General features: G+C 65.1%; 6 protein-coding genes. All 6 read right to left on the reverse strand.

The window, feature by feature from the left end:
* Positions 1–38: 38 nt before the first annotated feature.
* Positions 39–7,244, reverse strand: a complete 7,206-nt coding sequence (locus NSJP_RS17815) for a non-ribosomal peptide synthetase (RefSeq protein WP_080888219.1) — start codon at positions 7,242–7,244, stop codon at positions 39–41.
* Between the two features lie 59 nt (positions 7,245–7,303).
* A complete protein-coding gene (locus NSJP_RS17820) occupies positions 7,304–16,258 on the reverse strand; it encodes a non-ribosomal peptide synthetase (protein WP_080888220.1) in 8,955 nt (2,984 codons plus the stop codon).
* Positions 16,248–24,161, reverse strand: a complete 7,914-nt coding sequence (locus tag NSJP_RS17825) for a non-ribosomal peptide synthetase (RefSeq protein ID WP_080888221.1) — start codon at positions 24,159–24,161, stop codon at positions 16,248–16,250. Before NSJP_RS17825 ends, NSJP_RS17820 begins: the two co-directional genes overlap by 11 nt.
* Before the next feature lie 11 nt (positions 24,162–24,172).
* Positions 24,173–25,162 (reverse strand): TauD/TfdA family dioxygenase, encoded by a 990-nt coding sequence (locus NSJP_RS17830; RefSeq protein ID WP_080888656.1) that lies wholly within the window; start codon positions 25,160–25,162, stop codon positions 24,173–24,175.
* A gap of 78 nt (positions 25,163–25,240) precedes the next feature.
* Complete coding sequence (locus tag NSJP_RS17835) at positions 25,241–26,005, reverse strand: thioesterase II family protein (RefSeq protein WP_080888222.1); 765 nt, start codon at positions 26,003–26,005, stop codon at positions 25,241–25,243.
* Positions 25,999–26,241, reverse strand: coding sequence for an MbtH family protein (locus NSJP_RS17840; protein WP_080888223.1), 243 nt, complete (start codon positions 26,239–26,241; stop codon positions 25,999–26,001). Before NSJP_RS17840 ends, NSJP_RS17835 begins: the two co-directional genes overlap by 7 nt.
* Between the last annotated feature and the right edge of the window lie 7 nt (positions 26,242–26,248).

Raw genomic sequence — 26,248 nt, forward strand, 5'->3', positions numbered from 1 at the left:
CTCGTGATCTCCATCCGCCTGGCACGCCTGATCGGCCTTTAGTGTTCCTGCCGAACCTCCGCGTGGCGCGTCAGAATCTCGCTGATCTGTTGATGAACCTGAATGCTCTGGACCGCGTCCATGTGCTCGCCCACGATCGTTTTGGTTTCCACCGGCCCGCTGGTGCAGCCGGTCCAATCGACGGGGGCCCCTCCCCGCTTGCTCAGCGTGGCGCTGGTCCACCAGGCATGAATCGGCGTCCTTAGAGGATGCCGCGCGGCCTCGCGCAAGACGCGGACGGTCTCGCAATCCAACGCATAGGCGACCTTCAGAGCGGACACGGAGGCGTCGGACTCCTCGCGGGACAGCAGACGGCGGTCTTGGGCCCATCGGATCGCATACGTCACGCGATCCTCTTCGCCCAGCCGCTCCAGCGCGTCCGTGAGCGCCCGCCGTTCGGCGGCAGGCAGGGCCAGAAACATCTCCTTCCGGTCTCCCTGTATATAATGGAGGAGGTCCTCCCCGATCGAAGCTCCGGATGCCGCCGCAATTTGGGGCTGCGTATCGAGAATGCCGAGAAAGGCCGGCTGCCGTCCCTGCTGTTCGAGAAGCCGCGCCACGGCCAGGGCAATGGCCCCGCCGTTGGACCATCCGAGCAGGTGGTACGGCCCCACCGGCTGCCGTTCGAGGATGATGGCGGTGAAGCGTGCGGCGATACCGTCAATCGACAATGCGTTCCACTGCTCGGAAAAGATCCAGCTCAAGGCCAATCCGTAGACGGGCCGGTCTTCCTCCAACGCATAGGCGAGCGACTGATAGGCCGAGACGTGCGTTCCGGTCGGATCGAAGCAGAACAGCGGCGCGCTCCCGCGCCCGTCCTGAAGCACCACGAACGGAGAAGAAGCGGCCTCGGCTTGACCGGAGATCCGCTCCGCCAAGGCGGCGATCGTCGGAGCCTGGAAAAGATCGAGCAGTGCGATCGGTTTTCCGACCAGCCGTTGGATGCGGGAAACGAGCTGCACCGCGGTCAATGAGTGGCCGCCCAGGTCGAAAAAGTTGTCGTGGACGCCTACGCGATCCAGGCCGAGGACTTCCGACCATTCGCCCGCAAGCTGCGCCTCCATCTCCGTGCGGGGTGAAACGAACGTCTGCTGCGGATCCCGGCCGGCCGGCTCGGGCAACGAACGGCGATCGATTTTGCCGTTGGCATTCCGGGGCAATGAGTCCAGCATCACGATCGCCGACGGCATCATGTACTCGGGCAGCCGCTCGCGCAGGAAATCACGGAGCCCATCGCGAGTGGCACGGCCCGCGGCATAGGCAACGAGCCGTTTGTCTCCCCTGGCATCCGCCTTGGCCACGACCGCGGTCTCGTGGATGTCCGGATGCTCCATCAGCTGCGACTCGATTTCTCCCGGCTCAATCCTGAACCCTCTCACCTTCACCTGATGATCGATCCGGCCGAGGAACTGCACGGTACCGTCGGGCAGATAGCGGGCCATGTCGCCGGTCCGATACAGGCGCGAGCCCGGTTCGTCGGAGAAGGGATGCGGCACGAACACGCCGGCCGTCTTGGCCGGATTCCGCAGATACCCCCGGCCGACGCCGGCTCCAGCCACGCACAACTCCCCCGCAACACCGACCGGCACCGGTGAGAGGGAGGGCGACAAGACGTACACTTCAAGATTGGGCACGGGTCTGCCGACCGGCATCGAGACGACCTGTTCGTCCGGACTCTCGGTGATGCGGTGCAAGGTGACGTCGTCCGCACATTCCGCCGGACCATAGGCATTGACCAGCGGAATCAACGGATGGCGGGCCAGCCATCTTCGGCACAGCGGCCCGGGCAGCGCCTCTCCCGTCGGCAGAACCATCCGCAGACGTTCGAGACCCGGCCGTTGGGCGGCCGCCGAATCCGCCGCATCGAGCATGCCCTGCAGAAGCGCCGGCACGGTTTCGAGAATCGTGATTCCCGCGCGTTCGACGTGGCGCAACAGCCGCTCCGGATCGTGGGCGATTTCATCGGACACGATGCAGACCTGTGCGCCGCACAAGAGCGGAGCCAGGAATTGCCAGACGGAGATGTCGAAGCATTGGGACGCGGTTTGGGCAACCACGTCGCCGGCCGTCAACGGCAGGGTCGAGACTTTCCCCCAGAGGTGATTGAGCATCCCGCGATGCTCGACCACGGCGCCTTTGGGCGAGCCGGTGGATCCGGAGGTATAGATCGCGTAGGCGGCCTCCGCCGCATGCCTCGGTACGCTCGGACCGGGATCCGCGGTCGCCGATCCCTGGATCCATTCCATCGTGAGCACGGCCGGCCTCGTCCCCTCCGCCAACATGTCCAACACCGGCTTCACTCGCCGGCGATGACTGTCCGTGGTCAACAGCACGGCGGCTCGGCTCTCGGAAAGCATGTGCGCCAGACGAAGATCGGGGTGCGCCGCATCCAGCGGCAGATATACGGCGCCAACTTTGAGAATTCCCAGCAGCATCGCGAGAAAGTCCACGCCTCGATCGCCCAGAAGCGCCACGACCGTTTCCGGTCCCGCTCCTGCAACTCGCAATGCATGGGCGACCCGGTCGGCCTGCCGGCTCAGTTCGCGGTACGTCACGCGCCGTTCCCAACACGATGCCGCCGTGGCATCGGGGGTCGCCGACGCCTGATCCTCGAACAATTGAGAGAAGGACCGGCCGGGCACGCGAAGCGGCGGGCCGGCATTCCATTCGGTCAACAGGCGGCGCTCTTCTTCACCGGTCAACAGGCGCAGTTCTTCGAGCGCGGCATCGGGCCTGGCCACCATGTCCCGCAGGATCAGCTCGTAGTGCCTGAGCATGCGTTCCACGCTGTCGGCGGAGAACAAATCGGTGTTGTATTCCATCGAGGCCGTGAGTCCGCCCTCGGTTTCACACAGGGTCAGCGTCAGATCGAACTTGGCCGTCAACGGCTCCGCATCGACCGCGGCGATGCGCAGACCGGGCACGGCCAGCTCAGACGTGGGCGCGTTCTGCAATTCGAACATGACCTGGAAGATGGGCGAATAGCTGACGTCGCGAACCGGCTGCAATACCTCGACCAGCTTTTCGAACGGGACGTCCTGGTGAGTGTAGGCACCGAGACAGATTTCTCGGACGAGCGCCAAGAGCTGGCGGACCGTCTGGCTTCCCGACAGGTCCACCCGCAGCGCCAACGTGTTCACGAAGAAACCGATGAGCCCTTCGATCTCGCTGCGCGTTCTGTTGGCGATGGGCGACCCGACGATGAGGTCGGCCCGGCCCGTGTACCGGTACAGCAACGCGTAAAAACCGGCCAGCAGGGTCATGAACAGGGTCACGCCCTCGCGCCGTCCGAGTTCGGATACCGCCGCGGACAATTCCGGCGACACGGGTATCGTCAGCGAGGCGCCGCGCGAGGTCTGAACCGGAGGGCGCGGGCGGTCCATCGGCAGGTTCAGCGGCTCGAGGCCGCCCGCCAGCCGATCCTTCCAGTAATTCAGCTCGCGCTGGAGACGCGCGCCGGACAGCCACTGGCGCTGCCATACGGCAAAGTCTGCGTATTGAACCGGCAATTCGGGCAGCGACGCCGGTCTGCCTTGAAGCTGGGCCACGTACAGTTCGGTCATTTCCCGCACCAAAATATGCGAGGACCACGCGTCGGACACGATGTGGTGCATCGTCAGGAGCAGCACGTGCTCCTCCGCGTCGAGCGTGAGCAACGTGACACGCAGCATCGGCCCGTAGGCCAGTTCGAACGGGCGCTGCGCTTCGGACGTGGCGAGCCGCAACACCGCCGCCTCGCGCTCCGAACCGGGCAAGTGATCGAGCGAGACGACCGGAAGGGGAATCGTCTGCGCCGGCGCCACGAGTTGAACCGGCTGCCCTTCCGAAAGAGACACCGTGGTCCGCAGGATTTCATGGCGGCGGACCAACTCATTGATACTCCGCTCCAGTGCCGCCGGATCGAGAATACCGGACAACCGCAGCGCGATCGGAAGATTGTAGGACGCGCCGTCCGGGTCCAGCTGGGTCAAGACCCACAGGCGCTGCTGCGCGAACGACAACGGAATCGCCCCGTTGCGCGCCGCCCGCGACACCGGCGGCACGTCCGCATCTCCGGCCTGAAGCCCGGCGGATTCCACCGCCTCCCCCAACTGGGCCACCGTGGTCGCCTCGAACAGGGTCCGCAGCGGCAGGTCCACGTGAAAGACCGACCGGACCCGCGCCATCACCTGCGTCGCGAGCAACGAATGTCCGCCGAGATCGAAGAAATTGTCGTAAATCCCGATCTGCTCCCGCTTCAGAATGGACCCCCAGATGCCGGCCAGCATCTCTTCCGTCGGATTGCGCGGCGCCACGTACCGCCGGCTCGAGGCCAGATATTCTTCGGGATCCGGCAGGAGCGTCCGATCGACCTTTCCGTTCTGATTCAACGGCAGCGCCGGCAGGCAGACCATCGCCGAGGGAATCATGTAGTCCGGTAACCGTTCCTTTAAGAATTCTCGCCAACCGGATGGTTCGCCGCTGGTATCCCCCGGCACGACGTAGGCGGCCAGGTACTTCTCGCCCGCCCCGCTCTGGCGCGCCGTCACGACCGCCTGCCGAATGCCTGGATGCTCGGTGAGACAGGCTTCGATTTCTCCCAATTCGATGCGGTACCCCCGGAGCTTGATCTGGAAATCCGCGCGGCCGAGAAACTCAACGGCACCGTCCGGCAGAAGACGCGCGACATCCCCCGTCTTATAGAGCCGCCCTCCCGGCTCCGACGCCAGCGGATGAGGCACGAACCGTTGGGCCGTGAGATCGGGCCGTCCGAGATACCCGCGCGCCAGCCCCGCTCCGCCGAGGTAGAGATCTCCCGGAACACCGACCGGCACCGGATCGAGCCGCTCGTTTAGGATGTAGGCTTCGGCGTTGTCGATCGGACGGCCGATCGGCACGGTCGCGGAGAGCCTCGCGTCTTTGTCCTGTTGCTCGACGGAAAAAGTCAGGCAGCCGATCGTCGTCTCCGTCGGTCCATAGTGATTCAGCAGGCGGCAACGACCGGCCGCCGCCACATGATCGGCGAGCGCGTGCGGCAGGACATCGCCGCCGAGAACGAGCAGACGACGGGGCAGCACCTCGGAACCGTCCGCCGTGGCGAGCAATGCCTGGAGATGGGCCGGCACGATCTTGAGGACGTCGATGGGATGCGCCGCGCAATAGTCCCCGAACTTCAGTCCGTCGGTGGCCGTGTCATATCCGATCACATGCAGACAGCCGCCGGACGCCAGCGAGGCGAAGATCACGGTGTTGCCCAGGTCGGCTCCGAGCGTCGAGACGGTCGCATAGTTCAGATTCGCCTCCGCGTTCAACGCGCGGCAGATGAAATCCGTGTAGTTCGAAACTCCAAGGTGCGTCGCGGCCACGCCTTTCGGAACACCGGTCGATCCGGAGGTATAGATCACATAGGCCAATTCCATGGGATGAACCGGCCGATCCGGATTACCCGTCGCTTCTTGCGTGAAGGTCCACTCGTGGAAATCCAGACAGTGAGCCCGTATCCCTGAGGCCGGCAACCGCGGCAGCCATTGCTCCTGCGTCAGCACGACGGCAATGCCGGCCTGCGAGATCTCGAACGTCAGGCGCGCCGGAGAATTCTCCGGATCGAGCGGCACATAGGCGGCGCCGGCCTTCAGCACCCCCAATAATCCCGCGACCATTTCGACCGAGCGCTCGACGCACAGGCCCACGAGCGCGCCGCGCCCGACACCCATCCGGTTCAACCCATGCGCGATCTGATTGGCCTTGGTGTTCAATTCCGCATAAGTCAGACGACAGTCTCCGCAGACGACGGCGACGGCATCGGGACGCGCCGCCGCTTGACGTTCGAACACACTGTGGAGGGGCCGGGCTGCCGAGAGCGGATGCGCGGCCCCGCGGCCTCCCTGCAGCAATCGACGCCGTTGGGAGTCGCCCATTACGGGCAGCAGCCCGACGGCGGTCTCCGGCTGCGCCGCCGCACCGGTGAGTACTGCCGTTACGGCCTCTGCGAGAACCGGAAGCGCCGCCGAGTGAACCGATCCGGGATCAGCCTGCAGGCACAGGCGGATCGATCGGCCTCGCGTCGTACAGATCAGGTTGAGCTTGAGCGGCTCGAACCGGACGCCCGCTGGATCAAACGAGAACAACACGTCTCCGATATGCGCGAGCGGTCCTCCGCTATCGAACTCAAAGCCTGCCAGCTCCGACGTTGCGGCTCCGGCGGCATCGGTTTCGCTCTCCCACGTCAAATATTCCTGCCACTCGCGCGCGCGGTTCCGGTCGGACACGGCCGAGTCGATCAGATTCTGAAACGGGCGATCCGGATCGATCCGGCATCGCAGCGGCATCCACTTGGCAAAGAGTCCCATCCCGGACTCCAGCTCGTCGTATTTCCTCCCGTCGCCGAGCAGCCCCATGAGAAAGGTGCGCCGGCCGCCGACCCGCCAGAGCACCACCTGCCAGGCCGCCAAGATGAGCGCCTCAACGGGCGTCTCGCGCCGTTCGGAAAGAGTCAGCAACGATGCGGCCGCGTCCGCATCCAGTTCCCAGGCGAGCGTCTTGGCCGGCCAGCCGGAAGTGGTTTCCACGCCTCGCGCCGCATGCTCGAACGGCAGCGTGACGGTAGCGGGATCGGCCAACAGTTCCCGCCAGAAGCGGCGGCCCTGGGCCGCTTCCTCGTCCGCCAATAATTCGTTCTGCCATTCGGCGAACTGCGCGTACTGCACCGGCTCCTCGCCCGATTCGGTCACAACATCCCTGCCGTAACCGGCGGCGATCTCGCCGGCCAGATTGTGAAGGGTGCGAATGTCGGCGCATAGGGCCGGAAGACTGATCAGGAGCCAATGACTCCGGTTCGACAACCGGCACAACGTGCACCGGAAAAGCGGCCCACGGTCCCAATCGATCGGCCGGCGCCGGTGCTCCTCCAAGATTTCATCACGTTTCACAACCTGCGCCGCGGGACCAACCGCCTCGACGTCGACGACGTCCCAGGCCGGGTTGCCGTCCTCGGCAATCACCTGCAGCGGCACTTTCACGCCAGGCTCCCGGCAAAACAGCGTCCGGAAGGCCTCGTGTCTCGCCACCGCCGACTCCACCGACCGTTTCAACCGCGTCCCGTCCAAGGCGCCGTCGATCACCAATGTCCCTTGGGCATAGGCGGCGCCGAACGTCTGTTGAAGCGTCCACAGCCGTTTTTGCTGGGGCGAAAGCCGGAACCCTTGTACGTCGATGCTTGGTTGCATGATGCTCTATACCTCGTGGTCTCTTTGCTTGCTGCGGCCTTCAGGGAAACGGCGCATCCTTACGCATTCACCGTCTGGACATCCCGCCGATTGATCATCTCTCCCATGGCCACGACGATTTTTCTCGGCCCGACGAAGGGCGCGCGGGCGTGAGCCACCAACATATTGTCGAGCATGAGCAGATCCATCTCACGCCACGGAAACCGCACGGATGTCCGCTCGTAGAGCTCGCCGATTTCGGCCGCGATATCGTCCTCGATCGGAGTCCCGTCGCCGAAGTACACGTTGCGCGGAACCCGCTCGATGCCCAGTACCTCGATCAGCGAATTCCGAACCGCCGGCTCCAGGTAGGACACGTGGTGCAGCTGGATCTGGTTGAAGAATACCCACTCGCCGGTCTTTGGGTGCTTGAGGATCGCGGGACAGACCTGTCTGGTTCGCAGCCCTCCGTCCGGCGTCCAATCCCATTCGACCCCGTGCTGCCGGCACGTTTCCTCGACCGCCGCCTTGTCCTCGGTGTGAAAGAAATCCTGCCAGCTCACGTCGAACCCCGGCGTGAAATTTCTGACGTACATCAACGACCGCTCCTGGAATTTCGCGCGGAGCTCGGGCCGGAGCCTCTCGTACATTTTCCGGCAGTCCACGATCGGGGTCTCTCCGCCTTCCCGCGAGGCCTGCACGCAGAAGAACGACTGCTTCAGCGGCCAGCGATGCAAGTGCGAGCTCTCGTTGTGAAAAAGAATGGCCTTGTCTGCCGGATAGGGCGTAGATCCGTAGACGTGGCGTCCGGCCTTCTCGCGCGGCAGATCGCCGTACTCGCTGAACAGCGCGGGGCAGAGGGCCTGTGCGACCTGTTCGAAACCCTCGATGCGCTTGAGCGCGAATCCACGGAACAGGATGGCCCCGTGCGTGAACAATTCCTGTTCGACCTTCGCCCGGTTGTCCTGCGCCCAGGCGGCCAGATCCACGTCCTCGACGGCCGGCTGCAGCACCAGCGGCAGCGTCTGGTCCGGCGTCAGGTACCGCCGCTCCACCAACGTGCGCTGGGCGAGATTCACCGCCTTCGGTTGAATGCTCTTGAACCGCTTGAACTTGCCATCCTCGCGCTGCTTGGATTCGATCATGGCGGACTCCTTTTCTGTATGAGAGAGCACCTCGAGCGCGGACAGTCGGGCTTCCGGCTGGGCAACGATGCTGGCCAGCAGCGTCACGAACCGGTCCGACAGGCCGGCGATCGTCGAAGCCTCGAAGAGATCTGTGCTGTATTTCCACAGACCGGTCAGTCCCTCCTCGGTGTCTTCCATGAACAACCCGAGATCGAACCGCGCGACCTCGCTTTCGAGTTCGAGCGCACCGACCTCCAAACCGGGCAATTCCATGGTGGGCGGCCGCACGTTCTGCAGCACCAGCAGCGCTTGGACGAGCGGATTTCCTCCCAGGTCGCGTTTGAGCTTCAGCGTTTCCACGATCTTTTCGAACGGCAGGTCCTGGTGAGCATAGGCCTCCAATGCCGTCCGGCGCACTTGGGTGAGCAACTCCAGGAACGTCGGATTGCCGCCGAGGTCACTGCGAAGGGGCAGGAGATTGACGAAAAAGCCGACCAGTCCTTCCGTCTCCTGGCGATTTCGGTTGGCGACGTCGGTCCCGATCAGGATGTCTTCCTGGCCGGTCGTGCGGAACAACAGGGTATTGAACGCGGCCAGCAGCGTCATGAACAGCGTCACGCCTTGTTTACGGCTCAGCGCGCGCAGCCGCTCGGCCTGCTCCGCCGATACCGTGAAGACGTGGCGCGCGCCACGGAAGGTCTGCACGGGGGGGCGAGCCCGATCCACCGGCAGTTTCAAGACCGGCGGATTCGCACCCAACCGCTGCTTCCAATAGGCCAGGTGCGCGTCCAACACGGGTCCCTGCAACCATTGCCGCTGCCATCGAGCGAAATCCGCATACTGCACCGGCAACGGCGGCAGCTCCGCCGGCGCCGTGCTTTCCGCCGCTTGCCCGACATGCGCTTGATAGAAGACCGCCACCTCATGAGCCAGCAGCGTCATCGACCAGGCGTCCGCGGCAATATGATGGAGCGTCACGAGCAGGACGTGCTCCTGCTCCGCCAGATGCAACAGGCGGGCGCGGATCGGGCGATCCTGCTCCAGCCGGAACGGCCGGCGAACTTCCCGGGCGGCGGCCTCCCGCACCGCCTGATCCCGCCGGTCCTCCGGCAGCCCGCTCAGCTCGTCCAGCGGCAAGGTCAAGCCTTCCGCAGCTCCGATGATTTGCGCCGGTTTGCCGTCCACCTCGCGGAACGTGGTCCGTAACGTTTCGTGTCTGGCGATCACCTGTTCGAAGCTGTACGACAAGGCGGCCAGATCCAGCATGCCGGACAGGCGCAGGGCGAAAGGCAGATTGTAGGACCAGCCGTCCGGCTCCATCTGCGCCAGGAACCACAGCCGTTGCTGGGCGAACGACAGGGCGAGCGGCCCCCCGCGTTCGGCCGGCGCGAGCAGCGCCGGCGGCGCGCCGGCGCGGCCGGCACGGGCCTGTTCGATGACGGCGCCCAGCGCCTCGACCGTCGGCGCCTCGAACAGGCTCCGGAGCGGCAGTTCGATCTGAAACGAGGAACGGATCCGCGAGACGACCTGCGTCGCCAGGAGCGAATGGCCGCCGAGTTCGAAGAAGTTGTCATGGATGCCGACATGCTTGGCGCCGAGAATTTCCGCCCAGATACCGGCGAGAATTTCTTCCACTGCCGTGCGCGGGGTTCCCTCGCGGGGCGACTGATCGCCTTCCTCCGGCGCCGGCAACGCCTTTCGATCGATCTTCCCGTTCGGCGTGAGGGGCAGCGCGTCGAGAAACATCACGACGGAGGGAACCATGTAGTCCGGCAGCGCCTCGGCCACGAAGGACCGGAGCACCGCGGCGTCGCGGGCGGCGCCTTCGCTCACGACATAGGCAACCAACCGCTTGTCTCCCGGCCGGTCCTCCCGCGCCGCCACGACGGCTTCCCGTACGAGGGGATGCTGCGCCACGCGCGCTTCGATCTCGCCCAGTTCGATGCGATAGCCGCGGATCTTGACCTGATGGTCCCGCCGCCCCAGGAATTCGAGCGTCCCGTCGCGGCGAAACCGCACCAGGTCGCCGCTGCGATAGAGACGCCGGCCCGCGTCGGACGCGAACGGATCCGGCACAAAGGCGGCCGCGGTCCGCGCGGGATCGTTGAGATAGCCCCGGCCGACTCCCATCCCGCCGATGCAGAGTTCACCCGCCACCCCGATGGGCAGCAGTTCCAAATCGGGTCCCAGCACGTACAAACGAAGATTGGGGATCGGCCGGCCGATCGGAATGTATCCGCTCTCCGATTCATCGGGGACGACCATGGTATGCAGCGCCACGTCGTCGGCGCATTCCGCCGGACCGTAGGCGTTGACGAGCGGCACGGACGGATACCGCGCGAACCACTTCCGGCATAATTCGGGCGACAGCGCCTCCCCTGTCGGCAGCATCCAGCGCAGAGGAAGGTCCATGGATTCCTCTTCGAGAAGACCGCTCATCAGCGAGGGCACGATTTCCAAGACAGTGACGCCCTTGGCGCGCATCTCACGCAGCAATGCCCGCGGGTCCTGCACCACGGTGCTCGGAACGATCTCCACGCGCCCGCCGCACAGGAGCGCCGTGAGGAATTGCCACACGGAAATGTCGAAACATTGCGAAGCGGTTTGAGCCACGACGTCGCGGCCGGTCAACCGCAAGGCCGGAATCTTGCTGAGCAGATGATTGACCATCGCTCGCTGCTCCACCATTGCGCCCTTCGGCACGCCGGTCGAGCCGGACGTATAGATGACGTACGCCAGATTGGCCGGCGCCGCGTTCACGACCGGATTGGAATCCGATGACCGTTCTTTCTCCAACTGCTCCAACGTGGAAACGGGCGTGCTCAGCCCGGCGAGGGACGTCGCCCGGCCGATCCGATCGACATAGCGCTCGGTCGTGACGATCATCGCCGCCCGGCTGTCCTGCAACACTTGGGCAAGACGCCGTTCCGGATGTCCGGGATCGAGCGGCAGATAGGCCGCCCCGGCCTTGAAAATACCCACGATCATTACCAGCAGGTCCAACCCCCGCTCGTTCAAGATGCCCACCAGGCGGTCGGGGCCGGCACCGCGCGCGAGCAGCGCGTGGGCCACGGCATTCGCCCGGCGGTTCAACTCGGCATAGGTCAGGCTCACTCCCTGACAAGCGGCAGCGATGGCATCGGGCGTCTTGACGGCTTGCGCCTCGAACAACCGGCTGAACCGGTCATCCTCAAGTTCGACCTCCTTCGTGACGCTCCATTCCTCGGTCAGCCGCCGGCGCTCCTCGTCCGCGATCAACGAGAGGTCGACCAATCGTGCATCCGGATTCGCGACCATGCATTCGAGGAGATGCTTGAGATGGTCCAGCATCCGCTGCACGACTTCGCGCTCGAACCAGCGGGGCTGGAACGAGAGCCGGACGCCCAATTCACGGCCGGGATAACCGACGACGGTCATGGGATAGTTCGTATGGACCCGGTCGTGGTCATACGCAATATCGACCGTGCCCCATTGCTCGCCGAGGCGCGGGTCTTTCGGCGCGTTCTCGAACACCAGCAAACTATGGAATAGCGACTGTCCAGCCGCCATTCCTCCCCAGCGCTGAATCTCGATCAGCGGCGGATACTCGAACTGTCTGATCCGATAGTTTTGCGCGAGCAGTTCTTTCAGCCACTCGACAAGAGACATCTCAGAAGAAACTCGAACTTTAAGCGGTAAACTATTGATAAATAACCCGACAATAGACTCGACACCGTCCAGATCCGTGGGCCGACCCGCGACCGTCACTCCGAACACCACGTCACGCTGTCCGTTATAGCGGGCCAACAACAGCGCCCATGCCCCCTGGACGATCGTGTTCGGCGTCAGTTGGTGCCGCGAAGCCAGCGCTTGCAGCTGTTCGGTCGCCCGGGTCGACAGCTCCATATACACGTCGTCGACCGAATCTTCTCCGCCCGACGCGCCGGCCCGCTCGATACCCAGGGCCGTGGGACCAGAGCAATCTTTGAGTTCCGTCCTCCAAAACGTTTCCGCAGCGGCGAGGTCCTGCTTCTTCAACCACGCGATGTATTCCCGATAGGGTGTGACGGGCGGCAATTCCACGTCCCTCCCCTGAAGAAAGGCCTGGTAGTAGGCGCGGAAATCCATCATCAACAGCGAGAAACACCAGTCATCGGTGAGAATATGATGGAAGCTTCTGACGACCGCGTAATAGTCATCCGCCAGCCGGACCAGATGAATCCGCATGAGCGGCGGCTTGGCCAGGTCGAGCCCTCTCGACAACTCGGCCTGCAGCAATTCCTGCAGCCGTTCGCCATGCTCCGACTCCGGATGCGTACGCCAATCCAATTCTTCGATGACCGAGGACAGATCGACCGTGGTATGCACGGCTTGGAGCGGCTGCGGAAGGTCCTTCCACATGAAGGACGTGCGGAGGATTTGATACCGCTGAATCACCCGGTGCCATGCGCGCACGAACAGGTCGCGATCCAAGTGACCGCGCCACATGTACCGCTGTTGCATCAAATAGATTCCCGATCCCGGATTCATCAGCGTGTGAAACAGCATCCCCTCCTGCATCGGCGAGAGCGGATAGAGATCTTCGATCTGCTCCCAGTCGTCGCGGAGCGGCGCCAGGTCCTCACGGCTGACGGCGACGAGCGGAAACATCCCCGGCCCCCCGGCGTCGGCCGCCTTGACGGGAGCCGTCTCAGCGGCGGGCGACGAAACATTCTCGGGTTTGGCCGCGCCTTCGTTCGGAGCCGTCGCAGGCCCTGCCGCGACGGCCGCGGCTTCGGCGACGGTTTGACATTCGAACAGCTGCTTCGGAGTCAACTTGACGCCCTTCTGATTGGCTCTGGCGATCACTTGGAGACTGCGGATCGAATCTCCCCCCAGCGAGAAAAAGTTGTCGTGAATCCCGATGCGCTCCCGGCGCAGCACGTCCGCCCAGATACCGGCGAGAATCGACTCGATCTCGTTGCGGGGGGCCACGTAGCCCACCGAACCGGTCGCCGCGTCCTGCGAGTCCGGCAGCGCGGCCCGATCCACCTTTCCGTTACGGGTCAAGGGCCAGGATTCCATCACGACGATCGCGCCGGGCACCATATATTCCGGCAGTGTCTTGGCCAATCGATTGCGCAGCTCGGCGACGTCGATTGGTGCGTTCGCCGTGACGTAGGCCACCAGCTGTTGCGATCCGCCTTCCCCCTCGCGCACGAGGACGACGGCCTCGGACACGCCTCCCTCGCTTCGCAGTCTGTTTTCGATTTCTCCCAACTCGATGCGGAACCCTCTGAGCTTCACCTGATAATCCACGCGACCGATATATTCGATCGTTCCGTCCTCGCGCTCGCGCACGCGATCGCCGGTTCTGTAGAGCCGTCCTCCCGGCTGTTCTCCGAACGGATCGGGAATGAATCGGTCCGCGGTCAGATCGGGACGACGGAGATACCCGCGCGACAGTCCGGCTCCTCCGACGTACAGTTCCCCCGGCACTCCGAACGGCACGACGTTCATGTCATGATCGAGGACATAAGAGCAGGCGCCGGCAAGCGGACGCCCGATCGGCACCACCGTTTCGTCGTCGGACCAGCCGTCCAGTCGATTGGCGATCACGCCGACCGTCGTCTCGGTCGGTCCGTAGTGATTGACGACGGCGCAATCGGGCGCCAGCGCTCTGACCTTGTTCACGAGTTCGGGGCGCACGCGTTCTCCGCCGAGGATGAGGCAATGCCTGGGAAGGACGTGGGCCGGTTCGGCTGCTTCCAGAAGCCCGCCGAGATGGCTCGGAGCGATCTTGAGGACCCCGACCCGATGACGATGCATGTACGACGCCATTGCATCGGGGTCGAATCCCCGATCCGCCGACAAGACATGAAGGGTACGCCCGGAACACAGCGCCCCGAAGATGGAGGTATGGCCCAGGTCCGCCCCCACGGTGGACACCGTTGCCAGGCTTGCATCGGGGGGCAGCACCAGCCGATCCAGGACGGCCCGCACATACGCGACGAGTTGCCGGTGCTCTACCGACACCCCCTTGGGTTCGCCGGTCGAGCCGGATGTATAAATGACGTAGGCGACGTGCTGCGGGCTCGCCGGCGAGGACTGAGTCTGCGGCGAGGCGGTCTGCACGGCCGGCCATTCGCGATCCAATGGAATACAGGTCACGGCGATCCCGTGGAGCAGCTCCATCCACGCGGAGTGCGTCAGCACGACTTCGGCGCCACTGTCACGCAGCATGAACGCGACCCGCGCCTGCGGCAGCTTGGGGTCGATGGGAACGAATCCCGCTCCCGCCTTGAGGACCGCGAGCAACCCGACGATCATGTCCAGTGACCGGTCCATGCAGAGTCCGACGAGACTCTCCGGCCCGACATCCATCGTACGCAGAACGGACGCCAGCGATTCGGCGCGCGCGTCGAGATCGCGATAGGTCAACGACTCCCCTTCGTACACCACGGCGGCCCTATCCGGCTCTTTTCGCGCATGCTCGGCAACCATCTCGTGGATACAGACGGCAGACGCGGCCGGTCCGGACGCGGTCCGCGGCGTCGACGGCTTCCGCCGCTCCGCCTGGGTGCCGGCCGAGAGCTCGAACAGCCGGGCCGTCGGTGCCGCCAGCATGCGGTCCAGCGACGCCGTGAGATCGGTCAATAAACGGCGGACGACCGCGTGCGTAAACCGGCGGCGCGCATAGGACGCAATGAGCCGCAACTCCTCTCCCGGCTCCACCATGAGCGAGAGCGGATAATTGTTCCGGCCGGTCGTGAGGAGATGTCCCGATTCCGTTCCGTCGTTTCGACCGCTCTTGAGCGCACTGATCGTCACGCCGGTGGCCGGCCCTTCGGACTCTTGCTCCGGATAACTCTCGAACACGACCAGCGTCTCGAACAGCGGACGCCCTGCCGCGATGTCGCTCCAACGCTGGATCCTGGCCAGCGGCGTCCATTCGTACTGGCGGATCGTGCTGTTGTGCACCTGCAGCGCGCTCAGCCACTCCGCGATCTTTTGATCTCCGGATACCGCGACTCTCACCGGTATGGTGTTGATGAAGAGACCGACCATGTTCTCGGAGCCGGTGAGTTCGACGGGACGTCCGGACACCGTGGCCCCGAACAGCACTTCCCGCTCACCGCTGTACCGGTTGAGCAGCAGCGCCCAGGCCCCTTGAATCAGCGTATTGACCGTCACCCGTTGCTGCTGGGCAAAGGCTTGCATCGCCTGCCAACGCGACGGATCGACCCGCACTTCCTGCTCCGCGTAGAGAAACCGCTCGTCCGACGCCGCGTCGTCGGGCTCCGGCAGCGCCGGCGCGGTGGGAACGCGGAATCCGGCGAGTTCGGCGCGCCAGAACGTCTCCGCCGCGCGCTCGTCCTGCCGGTTTCTCCAGGCGATGTAGTCGCGATAGGGCCGCGACTCGTTCTGCCGCGGCGTGCGGCCCTGCCGCAGCGCTTCATATATCGACAGGACGTCCTGCAGCAGCAGCGACATGCTCCAGCCGTCCAACAGAATGTGGTGATGGCTGTTGAACAGATACCAGCGGCGTTCCGAAACCGCGATCAGGTGCAGCCGCATCAACGGCGGCACCATGAAATCCATGCCGTTCTGCCGGTCCTTGGCGAGGAGCGCTTCGACGGCCTTCTCGCGATCGGCCTCGGACAGGCCTCGGAAGTCATGCCGATGAATCGGCATCTCCACGTCACGACGCACGACCTGCAACGGCCGCTCGACACCCTCCCACACGAAGGCGGTGCGAAGGATCGCATGCCGCCGAACCGCCTCTTGCCATGCCTTGACGAAGAGGTCTTCCTGCAGATCGCCCTGCAGCTGGTATCCATACTGATACCAATAGGGATCGGCTTCCCCTTCGGCGACACGGTGAAACAGCAGTCCCTCCTGGAGCGGGGACAGGTAGTACATCGCTTCGATCTGTTTCTTATCTCGCATGGCTCTCATCCATTCTCCCCAGAATTGTGTCCAGCGCGTCCTGGCCGATCTCGACGTCGGGGAAATCCGACGGCGTATAGCCTCCCGCCTCGGAAGACGTGCAATGGTCGATCAGCGTTTGCAGGTGGTCGAGATAGGCGCGTCCCAGACGCTCGATCGTCGCCCGCCGGTAGCGGTTTCCGCTGTAGCTCCACGTGAGACTGAGCCGGTCGCGGAGGATTTCCGCGTTGACGGTCAGTTCGTACGGCAGCCTGTTTGCCGGCCCATGCTCCTTGCCGACCGATTCCTGCGCCAGGTCGAACATCGACCGCTCGGCCAACGCGCGGTCCAATTGACCGAAGTAGTTAAAGCAGAGGCCGGAAGCAGGACGCCCGCGCAACACCGCTCCGGTTTCGTCATTTCGGAGATAGCGCAAGACACCGTAACCGACTCCGCGGCCCGGGATCCTTCGCAGCTGTTCCTTGATCGATTTGACGGTGTCGCCCGCGTCCCGCCCTTCCACGCGCAGCACGACCGGATGGATCGCGGTGAACCATCCGACGGTCCGCGAGAGGTCAAGCTCGGGGAACAGATCCTCGCGCCCGTGCCATTCCACGTCGACCGACGTCTCGGCCCGGCCGGTCCATGCGGCAACCGTTTGAGCCAACGCCGTGAGCAGGAGATCGTCGATCCGCGTGTGATAGGCGCCGGCCACGTCGTACAAGAGCGCCCTGGTCTGCTCCGCTCCGAGTGTGACCGTGACGGCTTCGACCGAGGTTTCGGTTCGTGCGCCGTCCGGATGGTCCACGGGAAGGGGCTGCGCCGTGCCGGACGTCTCGGTCAACCAATAGGAGGCCTCGGACGACAGGCCGTTCGACTGTGCGTATTCCGACAGCTTGAGCGCCCATTGCTTGAACGAAGTCGTCTTGGCCGGCAGTTGCGGAGGCTGGCCGTGAAGGCGCTGCAGATAGACCTGCTGCAGATCCTCGAGCAGCACGCGCCACGACACGCCGTCCATCACCAGATGGTGTACGACGATCAGGAGGCGTCCGGCCTCCCCTTTCCCACGATCGAACCATACGACCAACAGGAGAGGGCCGCCGCTCAGGTGCACCCGCGTTTGCCATTGCTCGGCGAGCGCCTCAAACTGCTCGTCGAACTCGTTCTTCGACCAGGCCGAAAGATCGATCCGGTGAACCTCCACATCGGATTCCGGTTCCACCCGTTGCCGCCAACCCTGAGCGCCCCGGTCGAATCGGGCGCGCAACATGTCGTGGTGGCGCACCAAATCCCGCATCGCCTCGGCCAAGACCTGATGATTCAACGGCTGTTTGACCTCCAAGAGAATCGACTGGTTCCACCGGTGCGGATCGGCGAAATCATGTTCAAAAAACCAGTGCTGAACCGGCGTCAGCGGCACATCGCCCGCCACCGGTCCCTGTTCGGGAGGGAGCATAGCCGGGCCGGCTTCGGTCTGCGCGTCCCGTGTCGCAACCTCCGCAAGTTCGGCCGGAGTCTGATATTGGAACAACTGCCGTGGAGTCAGCGTCAGTCCGAGTTGTTTCGCGCGCGCAATGATTTGCAGCGACAGAATCGAATCGCCGCCGAGTTCGAAGAAGTTGTCGCGGCGGCCGACGCGGGGCTGGGCCAGCACCTCCGCCCAGATCGTGGCCAGCACGCGCTCCGTCTCCGTGGCCGGCTCCTCGTACGCCTCCGCCCGGGCCCCCGCCCCCTCCGGCACCGGCAGCGCCCGGCGATCCACCTTCCCGTTCGGCGTCAGCGGCAGCGCCGCCAACACCACCACGCTCGGCACCAGCGCCTCCGGCACCTGCGTCCCCACCCACTGCCGCAGCATGTCTCCCGTGACCGCCTGCCCCGCCCGCGGCACCACATAGCCCACCAACCGGGTACTCCCCGCCGCCGTCGCCTGCGCCACCACCACCGCGTCCTGCACCGCCGGATGCTGATACAGGCAGCTTTCGATCTCCCCCAGCTCGATCCGCACGCCCCGGATCTTCACCTGATGATCCAGCCGCCCCAGATACTCGATCGCCCCGTCCGGCCGATGCCGCGCCAAATCCCCCGTCCGGTACAGCCGCCGCCCCGGCTCCGGCCCGAACGCATCCGGCACGAACCGCTCCGCCGTCAGCCCCGGCCGCTGGTGATACCCCCGCGCGACGTTCACGCCCCCGATGTACAGCTCGCCCGGCACCCCCGCCGGCACCGGGACGCCCCGCCGGTCCAGCAGATAGATCTGCGTATTGGCGATCGGCCGCCCGATCGGCACTGGCTCCGCCGGCGCCGCCGGCGCACAGCTCCACACCGTCACGTCGATCGCCGCTTCCGTCGGCCCATATAAGTTGTGCAGGGCCACCCCCGGCAGCTTCGCCCAACACTGCCGCTGCACCGCGCCCGCCAGCGCTTCGCCGCTGCAGATCACCCGCCGCAACGTCCCGGCGCAAGCCTCCACCCCCGGCGTCTCCAAAAACGCCTGCAGCATCGGCGGCACGAAGTGCAGCGTCGTCACGCGGTCGCGCACGATCCGCTCCACCAACCGCAGCCCGTCCTTGTGCTCCTCCGGCTGCGCCAGCACCAACTCCGCGCCCGTCAGTAACGGCCAGAAGAACTCCCACACCGACACGTCGAAGCCGATCGGCGTTTTCTGCAGCACCCGGTCCGCCGGCGTCAGGCCGAAATACTCCTGCATCCATTGCAGCCGGTTGAGCAGCCCGCCATGGGTATTGCCCGCCCCTTTGGGCCGACCGGTCGAGCCGGACGTATAGATCGTATAGGCCAGGTGCTCGAGCCGCACCGCCGTCGGCAGCGGCGCACGCGCCGCCGAGGCCGCCGGCTCCGTCGTGGGCAGGTCCAGACAGCGGCCCGCAAACGGCGGCAGGTGCCCCCGCAGCGTCGGCTGCGTCAGCAGCACGCCCGGCGCCGCATCCCCCAGCATGTAGGCGATCCGCTCGGCCGGATAACTCGGGTCGATCGGCACGTAGGCGCCCCCGGCCTGCAGGATCCCCAACAGGCCCACCACCAATTCCAGCGAGCGCTCCGCGCAGATGCCCACCAACACGTCCGGGCCCACCCCGTGCCGCTGCAATTCAACCGCCAGCGCCGCGCTCCGGCGCCACAGCGCCCCATAGCTCAGCGTCTGCTCCTCGCATCGCACCGCCACCGCCGCCGGCGTCCGCTGCACCTGCCCGTAGATCAGCGCCGGCACCGGCGCCGCCGTCCCATACGCCCGCGCCGTCGCGTTCCACTCACGCACCACCTGCTGCCGCTCCTCCGGCCCCACCACCTCGATCCCCGCCAGCCGGCCCTGCGGCTGTGCCATCAGCTCGTCCAACACCACGTCCAGGTGTTCCGCCAGCCGCTTCACGCGATCAGGAGAGAACCGCTTGTGCTGATAGGACAACAGAAAGCAGAGCGATTCGCCCGGTACGACGTTGACGGTCAACGGATAGTTGGTCTGTCCCTCCAGATACACGTCGTGGGCGGTCAGGCCCGCGCCGCCGTCGTCCAGAGTCCGGTCCGTCGGATGATTGTCGAACACCAGCAGACTGTCGAACAGCTGACGCCCGCGCGGCAGCTGACTCCAGGTCTGGATCTGCGCGAGCGACGTATGTTCGTATTGGCGGAGTTCGGCGTTCTGCTGCAGCAATCCCCGCAGCCAGGTGTTCAGAACGGCGTCCGATGATACGGTGACCCGAAGCGGCAGCGTATTGATGAACAGCCCGAGCATCGTCTCGATACCCGGAACGTCCGCCGAACGTCCCGACACCGTCGTGCCGAACACGACGTCCTCCTCGCCGCTGTATCGGCTCAGCAGCAACGCCCAGGCGCCCTGTATCACGGTATTGACGGTGACGCGCGCCTTGGAGGCCGCGGCCTGAAGAGCGGCGGTCCTGGCGGCCGAGATCGTCAACCGATGCGTGCCGTAGCCGGTGGGCGGCTGCGCGCCGTCTGAATCCCGGTCCGCCGGAAGCGGCGTGGGCGACGTGATGTCCGCCAATGTCTTGCGCCAGTACTGCTCGGCCGCGGTGTGGTCCTGGGAAAGAATCCACCCGACGTAATCCCGATAGGACTGCGCGTGCGGTTCATCCGGCGTGGGGCCGCCTTTCAGCGAGGCATAACAGGCGAACAGATCGCCCAGAATGATGGGGAGGCACCAGCCGTCGAGCACGATGTGATGATGCGTCCAAATCAGATAGCGGGCATCGTCGGTGACGCGAATCAAAGCCAGCCGCATCAGCGGAGGCCGCGTGAGATCGAAATCGGTCAGCCGATCCGTCCGGAGAAACTCGTTGAGGCGCTCACGCTGTTGCGGCTCGGACGCTCCCCGCCAATCCAGCTCGACGAAGGGCGGCGTCTCGCCGGGTAGCACGACTTGCATGGGCGCGTTCAGCTCTTGCCACATGAACGCGGAGCGGAGCGGCGTCGAACGTGCGATGACCATCCGCCAGGCTTCGAGGAAGGCGTTCTGATCCAGGCTGCCCCGGAGCAGGCAGCTCAATTGTTCGATATAGACGCCCGATTGCGGTTCATAGAGGCTGTGGAACAGCAACCCCTGCTGCAGCGGCGTCAGCGGGTACGCATCCTCGACCTTGGGGTACGAGCGCCGGACCGCGTCGAGCACCGCCGGATCGATCTGCCATGAAGGGGTACCCGCGCGCGGCGTCGAATCGCCCGGCTGTAACTCTCCGCCGGCGGCTCCGGCCAGTTCGGCGATCGTCTGATGCTGAAAGAGATGCCGGGGTGTCAGCGGAAATCCTTGCGTCTTCGCCCGCGAGATGACTTGCAAACTGAGAATCGAATCCCCGCCCAACTCGAAGAAATTGTCGTGAACGCCGATCCGGTCCAATCCCAACACCTCGGCCCAGACCGCTGCCAATTGTGCTTCCGTGGAGGTTCGAGGGGCGGTCCATCCCTTTGCGGCCGCGTGATCGGGCCGCGGCAGGGCCTGCCGGTCGATCTTCCCGTTGGCGCCCCGCGGAAGCATTGCGAGCTTCATGATCACGGAAGGCACCATCGGTTCCGGCAGTTGCTCACGCAGCAACGTGATCAACCCGTCGGCATCGCACGCCGCGCCGTCTCGAGACGCCACATACGCGACCAATCGTTTCTGCCCCGGATGATCCTGCCGGACGACGGCCGCAGCCTCCCGGACCTCCGGATGGGCCTGCAGGCGCGATTCGATCTCGCCCAACTCGATGCGTACGCCTCGGATTTTGACTTGGTGATCACGGCGCCCGAGAAATTCCATCGTGCCATCCGGACGACAACGCACGCGGTCACCGGTCCGATACAGGCGGCTCCCCGGCTCACTGGAAAAAGGATCGGGCACGAACGAGCCGGCCGTCTTGGCCGGATCGTGGAGATAGCCCCGGCCGACCCCGATTCCGGCGACGCACAGTTCTCCCGAGGCCCCGATCGGAACCGGCTCCAACCATTCATCGACCACGTACAGGCGGACATTGGCGATGGGCTTGCCGATCGGCGCATGGGCGCGGTCTTCACCCGGCGGCACCAAGATCGTGGCCATCGCGACGTCGTCGGCGCATTCCGCCGGTCCGTAGGCGTTGACCAACGGCACGTGCGGGTACCGCTCGAACCACCGGCTGATCAGGGCGGGCGGCAGCGCTTCGCCGGTCGGCAGCAGCCATCGCAATCGGGCCAACGTCGGCGCCGACGCGCCTGCCGCGGCGGCGCTGTCGAGCATGCCTTGCAGCAGCGCCGGCACCGTCTCCAGCACCGTCACGCCCTGTGCGCCGGCATGGCGGAGGAGCTGTTCCGGATCGCGCGCCACGTCGTCGGGCACGATGAGCACGCGGGCGCCGCACAGCAGAGCGGCCGTGAGTTGCCAGACCGAAATATCGAATCCCTGCGACGCGGTTTGCGCAACGACGTCGGCCGGACCCAGCCGGAGCATGGACATCTTGCTGCGCAGATGATTGATCAAGCCGCGCTCCGTCACCATTGCGCCCTTCGGAACGCCGGTCGATCCGCTCGTATAGATCACATAGGCGAGCGTCCCCGACGGCGCCGCGGGTCGAGCGCCGGCCGGAGCCGGCTTCTCCTTCGAACAGGCCTCGGCCGTCATTACCGCGGGACGAACGGCAGCCGGCAGATGGACCATCGCGTCCTGCGCCTTGGAGGCCCAGGCTTCCGTCGTCAGCACCACCGAAGCCCGGCTCGACTCCAGCACGGCCGTCCACCGTGACGGCGGATGCCCGGGATCGAGCGGCAAATAGACGGCGCCGCACTTCCATAAACCGACCATCATGGCCACGTAATCCGTACCCCGCTCGCCGAGCACCGCGACGACCGTCTCGCAGCCGACCCCCATAGTCGAAAGCCCGCGGGCAATCCGGCCGGCTCGGTCGTTCAAGGCTTGGTACGTGAGAGTCTGGGTTCCGCAAGAGACGGCCACGTCCTCCGGCGATCGCCCCGCCTGCGCTTCAAAAAGATCGGCCACCCGGCCTTCGTCGGCTCCCGGGATCGCCGTGTCGTTCCAGTCGATGAGCATGCGCCGGCGCTCCGATTCCGTGAGCATCGGGAGCTCACTGAGACGAGCCTGCGGATCATCGGCGATACCTTCCAGCAGCCGCCGCAGATGGATCGCCATCCGGGCCACGGTCTCCTCATCGAACAGATCCTGGTTGTATTCGAACGCGGCATCCAGTCCGGTATCGTCTTCCGTCACGTCGAGCGAGAGATCGAATTTGGCGCCCCCCGCGTCCAATTCCATCGCGCTGACTTCCAGCGAAGGAATCGACAGCGTCTGGGCCAGCGAGGTCTGCAGCGCGAACATCACCTGGAACAGCGGCGTGTGGCTGAGCGAGCGGACCGGCTGCAGCGCGTCCACCAGTTGTTCGAACGGCAAGTCTTGATGCGCCTGCGCCCCCAAGACCGTCTCCTGCACGCGCGCCAGCAGATCGGCGAAAGACGGATTGCCCGAGAGATCGGCCCGGAGGACGAGCGTATTGGCAAAGAAGCCGATCAACGATTCCGTCTCGCGCTTCGGCCGGTTGGCGACCGGCGTGCCGACGCAGAAATCGTCGAGGCCGCTGTACCGCATCAGAAACACCTCGAATGCCGCGGCCAGCGTCATGAACAGCGTCGCGCCCTGCCGGCGGCTCACTGCGTGGAGGCGTTCGGTCAGCGCGCGGGGTATCGAAAAGGGAAACCGCGCGCCCCGGTCGGTCTGCACGGCCGGGCGAGGCCGGTCCGTCGGCAGATCGAGCACCGGCAGCTTCCCCTTCAACTGCTCTTTCCAATAGGCCAGCCGCTCGTCGAGCACCGCCCCTTGCAGCCACCCTCGCTGCCAGACCGCATAGTCGGCGTATTGAATCGGCAACTGCGGAAGCGGAGACGGTCGGCCCGCGTCGAACGCTTCGTAGAGGGTCGCGAATTCCCGCGCGAGGATCTGGGACGACCACCCGTCGCACACGATATGGTGGAGCGTCATGACCAACACGTGATCTTGCGGCTCCAGCTTGAGCAACCGCACCCGCATCAGCGGGCCGGTACGCAGATCAAACGGACGCTGCGCCTCCGCCCGCGCCGCCGAGGCAACCGCCGTCTCCCGGCCGGCCGGCGAACCCATGCTGAAATCCACCACCGGCATGCTCGCCGGACGATCTTCGGCGATGACCTGAACCAGTCCCCCCTCCGCCTCATCGAACGTCGTGCGGAGGACTTCATGGCGCCGGATGATTTCGTTGAGGCTCTCCGCCACCGCCTCGCGGTTGAGCGGCCCACGCAGGCGTACCGCCAGCGCCGTATTGTAGGAAGCGCCGTCCGGTTCCAACTGCGAAAGGAACCACAGCCGCTGTTGCGCGAAACTGGCGGGAAAGACGTCCGCGTTCGATGGAGCCGAGGCCGGCGACGCCGCGCCGGTGATGAGTATGTCGGATTTCACCTGTCCACCTGTTAGTGCTTGCTCGATTCAGCCATGGCCACGAGGATCTTGCGCGGGCCTTTGAACGGCGTGCGCCCATGCGCCGCCAGCATGTTGTCCAACATCAGCACGTCGCCCCGTTGCCACGGAAATTGGACGGCGTGACACCGGTAGACGTCCCTGATTTCATCCAGCACCGCCGTGTCGATCGGCGTGCCATCCCCGTAACAGGCCTGCCGCGGAAGATCGGCTTCGCTGACGACGGAGAGCAACGCCTCGCGTACCGCCGATTCCAGGTTGGACACGTGAAACAGATGCGCCTGGTTGAACCAGACCGTCTCACCGGTGCGCGGGTGCACGGCGACGGCCTGGCAGACCTGGCGCGTGCGCAGTTCCCCGTCCGGCTTCCACTCATAGGCAATCTCAGCCGCGCGGCAGAACCGCTCGACGACGCCGCGGTCCATGGTGTTGAAGACCTTGGTCCAGGGCACGTCCAGTCCGTTGCCGTAGTTGCGGACGTACATCACGCCCTTTTCGACGAACCGGTCCCTGATCCGGGCCGGAATGTGCCGATACATCTCGCGGCTGTCCGCGATCGGCGTGTAACCGCCCTCCGGAGACGCCTGCGCGCAGTAAAACCAGATCTTCATCGGCCATTCGGTGGTATAGGCCTGCTCGTTGTGCAGCGGGATGTGCTGGTGCGGAGGATATTCCGTCGACGTGTAGATCTGATTGTGGACTTGCGACCGCGGCGTCGACCCGAATTCGTACGACGCGAGGTCCGGGGAAATCCGCTTGACCATGGCCTCGAAATCCGCCGCCGAATCGACGGGAAATCCTCGAAACAGGATGCCGCCGACAGTGGAGAGATGGGCCCCGATTACACGGTCGATGTCATCCTGATAGCCGGCCAGCGGCAACCGTTCGGTCGGCGTCACCACGACCGGAAGCGGAGTGTCGGCATCCAGCCGTCCTACCGCGCAGGCTCGCAATCCCGTGGCCGCACCGGACGCGTCGTCCATCGTCACCGGACCCGCGTCGTTATGATTCACGTGCATAGGACACCTCCGTCTCTCGCCGGTTCATGTGTGGCAGGACCGTCATCGCGCCGTCCCCCGGCATCGCGACACCAAAGAGGACAGGGCTTCCAGCATCGGCTCCTGCGCGGTCCGAAGAAAAAAGTGATCGCCTTGGAACAGCCACAGCTGGAATCGCTCACGCGAGTGCCGCTTCCAGCCTTCCAGTTTGGCGCCGCTCACGTGGCCGTCGGCCATCCCGCCGAACGCCGTGATCGGGCAACCCAGCGGCGGCTCGTCGCGGTGCAGGTAGCGGTCGCGGAGCGAAAAGTCCGCGCGCAGCGTGGGTAGGACCAACTGCATCAGTTCCGGATGATGGAGCACTTCCGGCGGCGTGCCGTTGAACTGCTTCAACCGGTCGACGAACTCGGATTCGGACAGCTCGCTCAGACGATCCGAATCCGGATGGTGCGGCGCGGGGCAGCCGGACACGAACAAGTGAACGGGCTCGAGGCCCCTGGCGCGCCGGAGTTCGCGCGCCAACTCGAAACACACCAATGCGCCGATGCTGTGGCCGAAAAACGCGAACGGTCGATCGAGGTACGGCTCAAGCGCGTCACTCAATCGCGGCACGAGTTCGCGCAGGTCGGCGACCGGCGGCTCCGTGATTCGGGATTCCCGACCCGGGAGCTGTACGGCGCAGATCTCGACGTCGGACGGCAGCCCGTCCGGCCAGCTTCGGAATGCCGACGCCCCGGCCCCCGCGTACGGGAAGCAGATCAGACGCATCCCGTCGGGCGACGGCCGATGAGTCACGACCCAGGGCGACGGCCGCGCCGCGGTCAGCATGACGTCGCCGTCTTCTCGGACTTGGCCTGCTGGTCCATCCATTGCCGCAGGCTCAGCGGCCGCATGTCGGTCCATACCTCCGTGATATACGCCAGGCATTCAGCCTTCAGGCCCGTCTTGCCGGCGTCTTTCCAACCCAGCGGATTGTCCCGATAGGCGGGCCAGATCGAATACTGTTCCTCATGGTTCACCACGACTTTGTATACGGTCGTGTCTTCCCGTTCCTCGTTCTGCATGGCGCCT

This window comes from Nitrospira japonica (genome assembly GCF_900169565.1).
GTDB classification, from domain to species: domain Bacteria; phylum Nitrospirota; class Nitrospiria; order Nitrospirales; family Nitrospiraceae; genus Nitrospira_C; species Nitrospira_C japonica_A.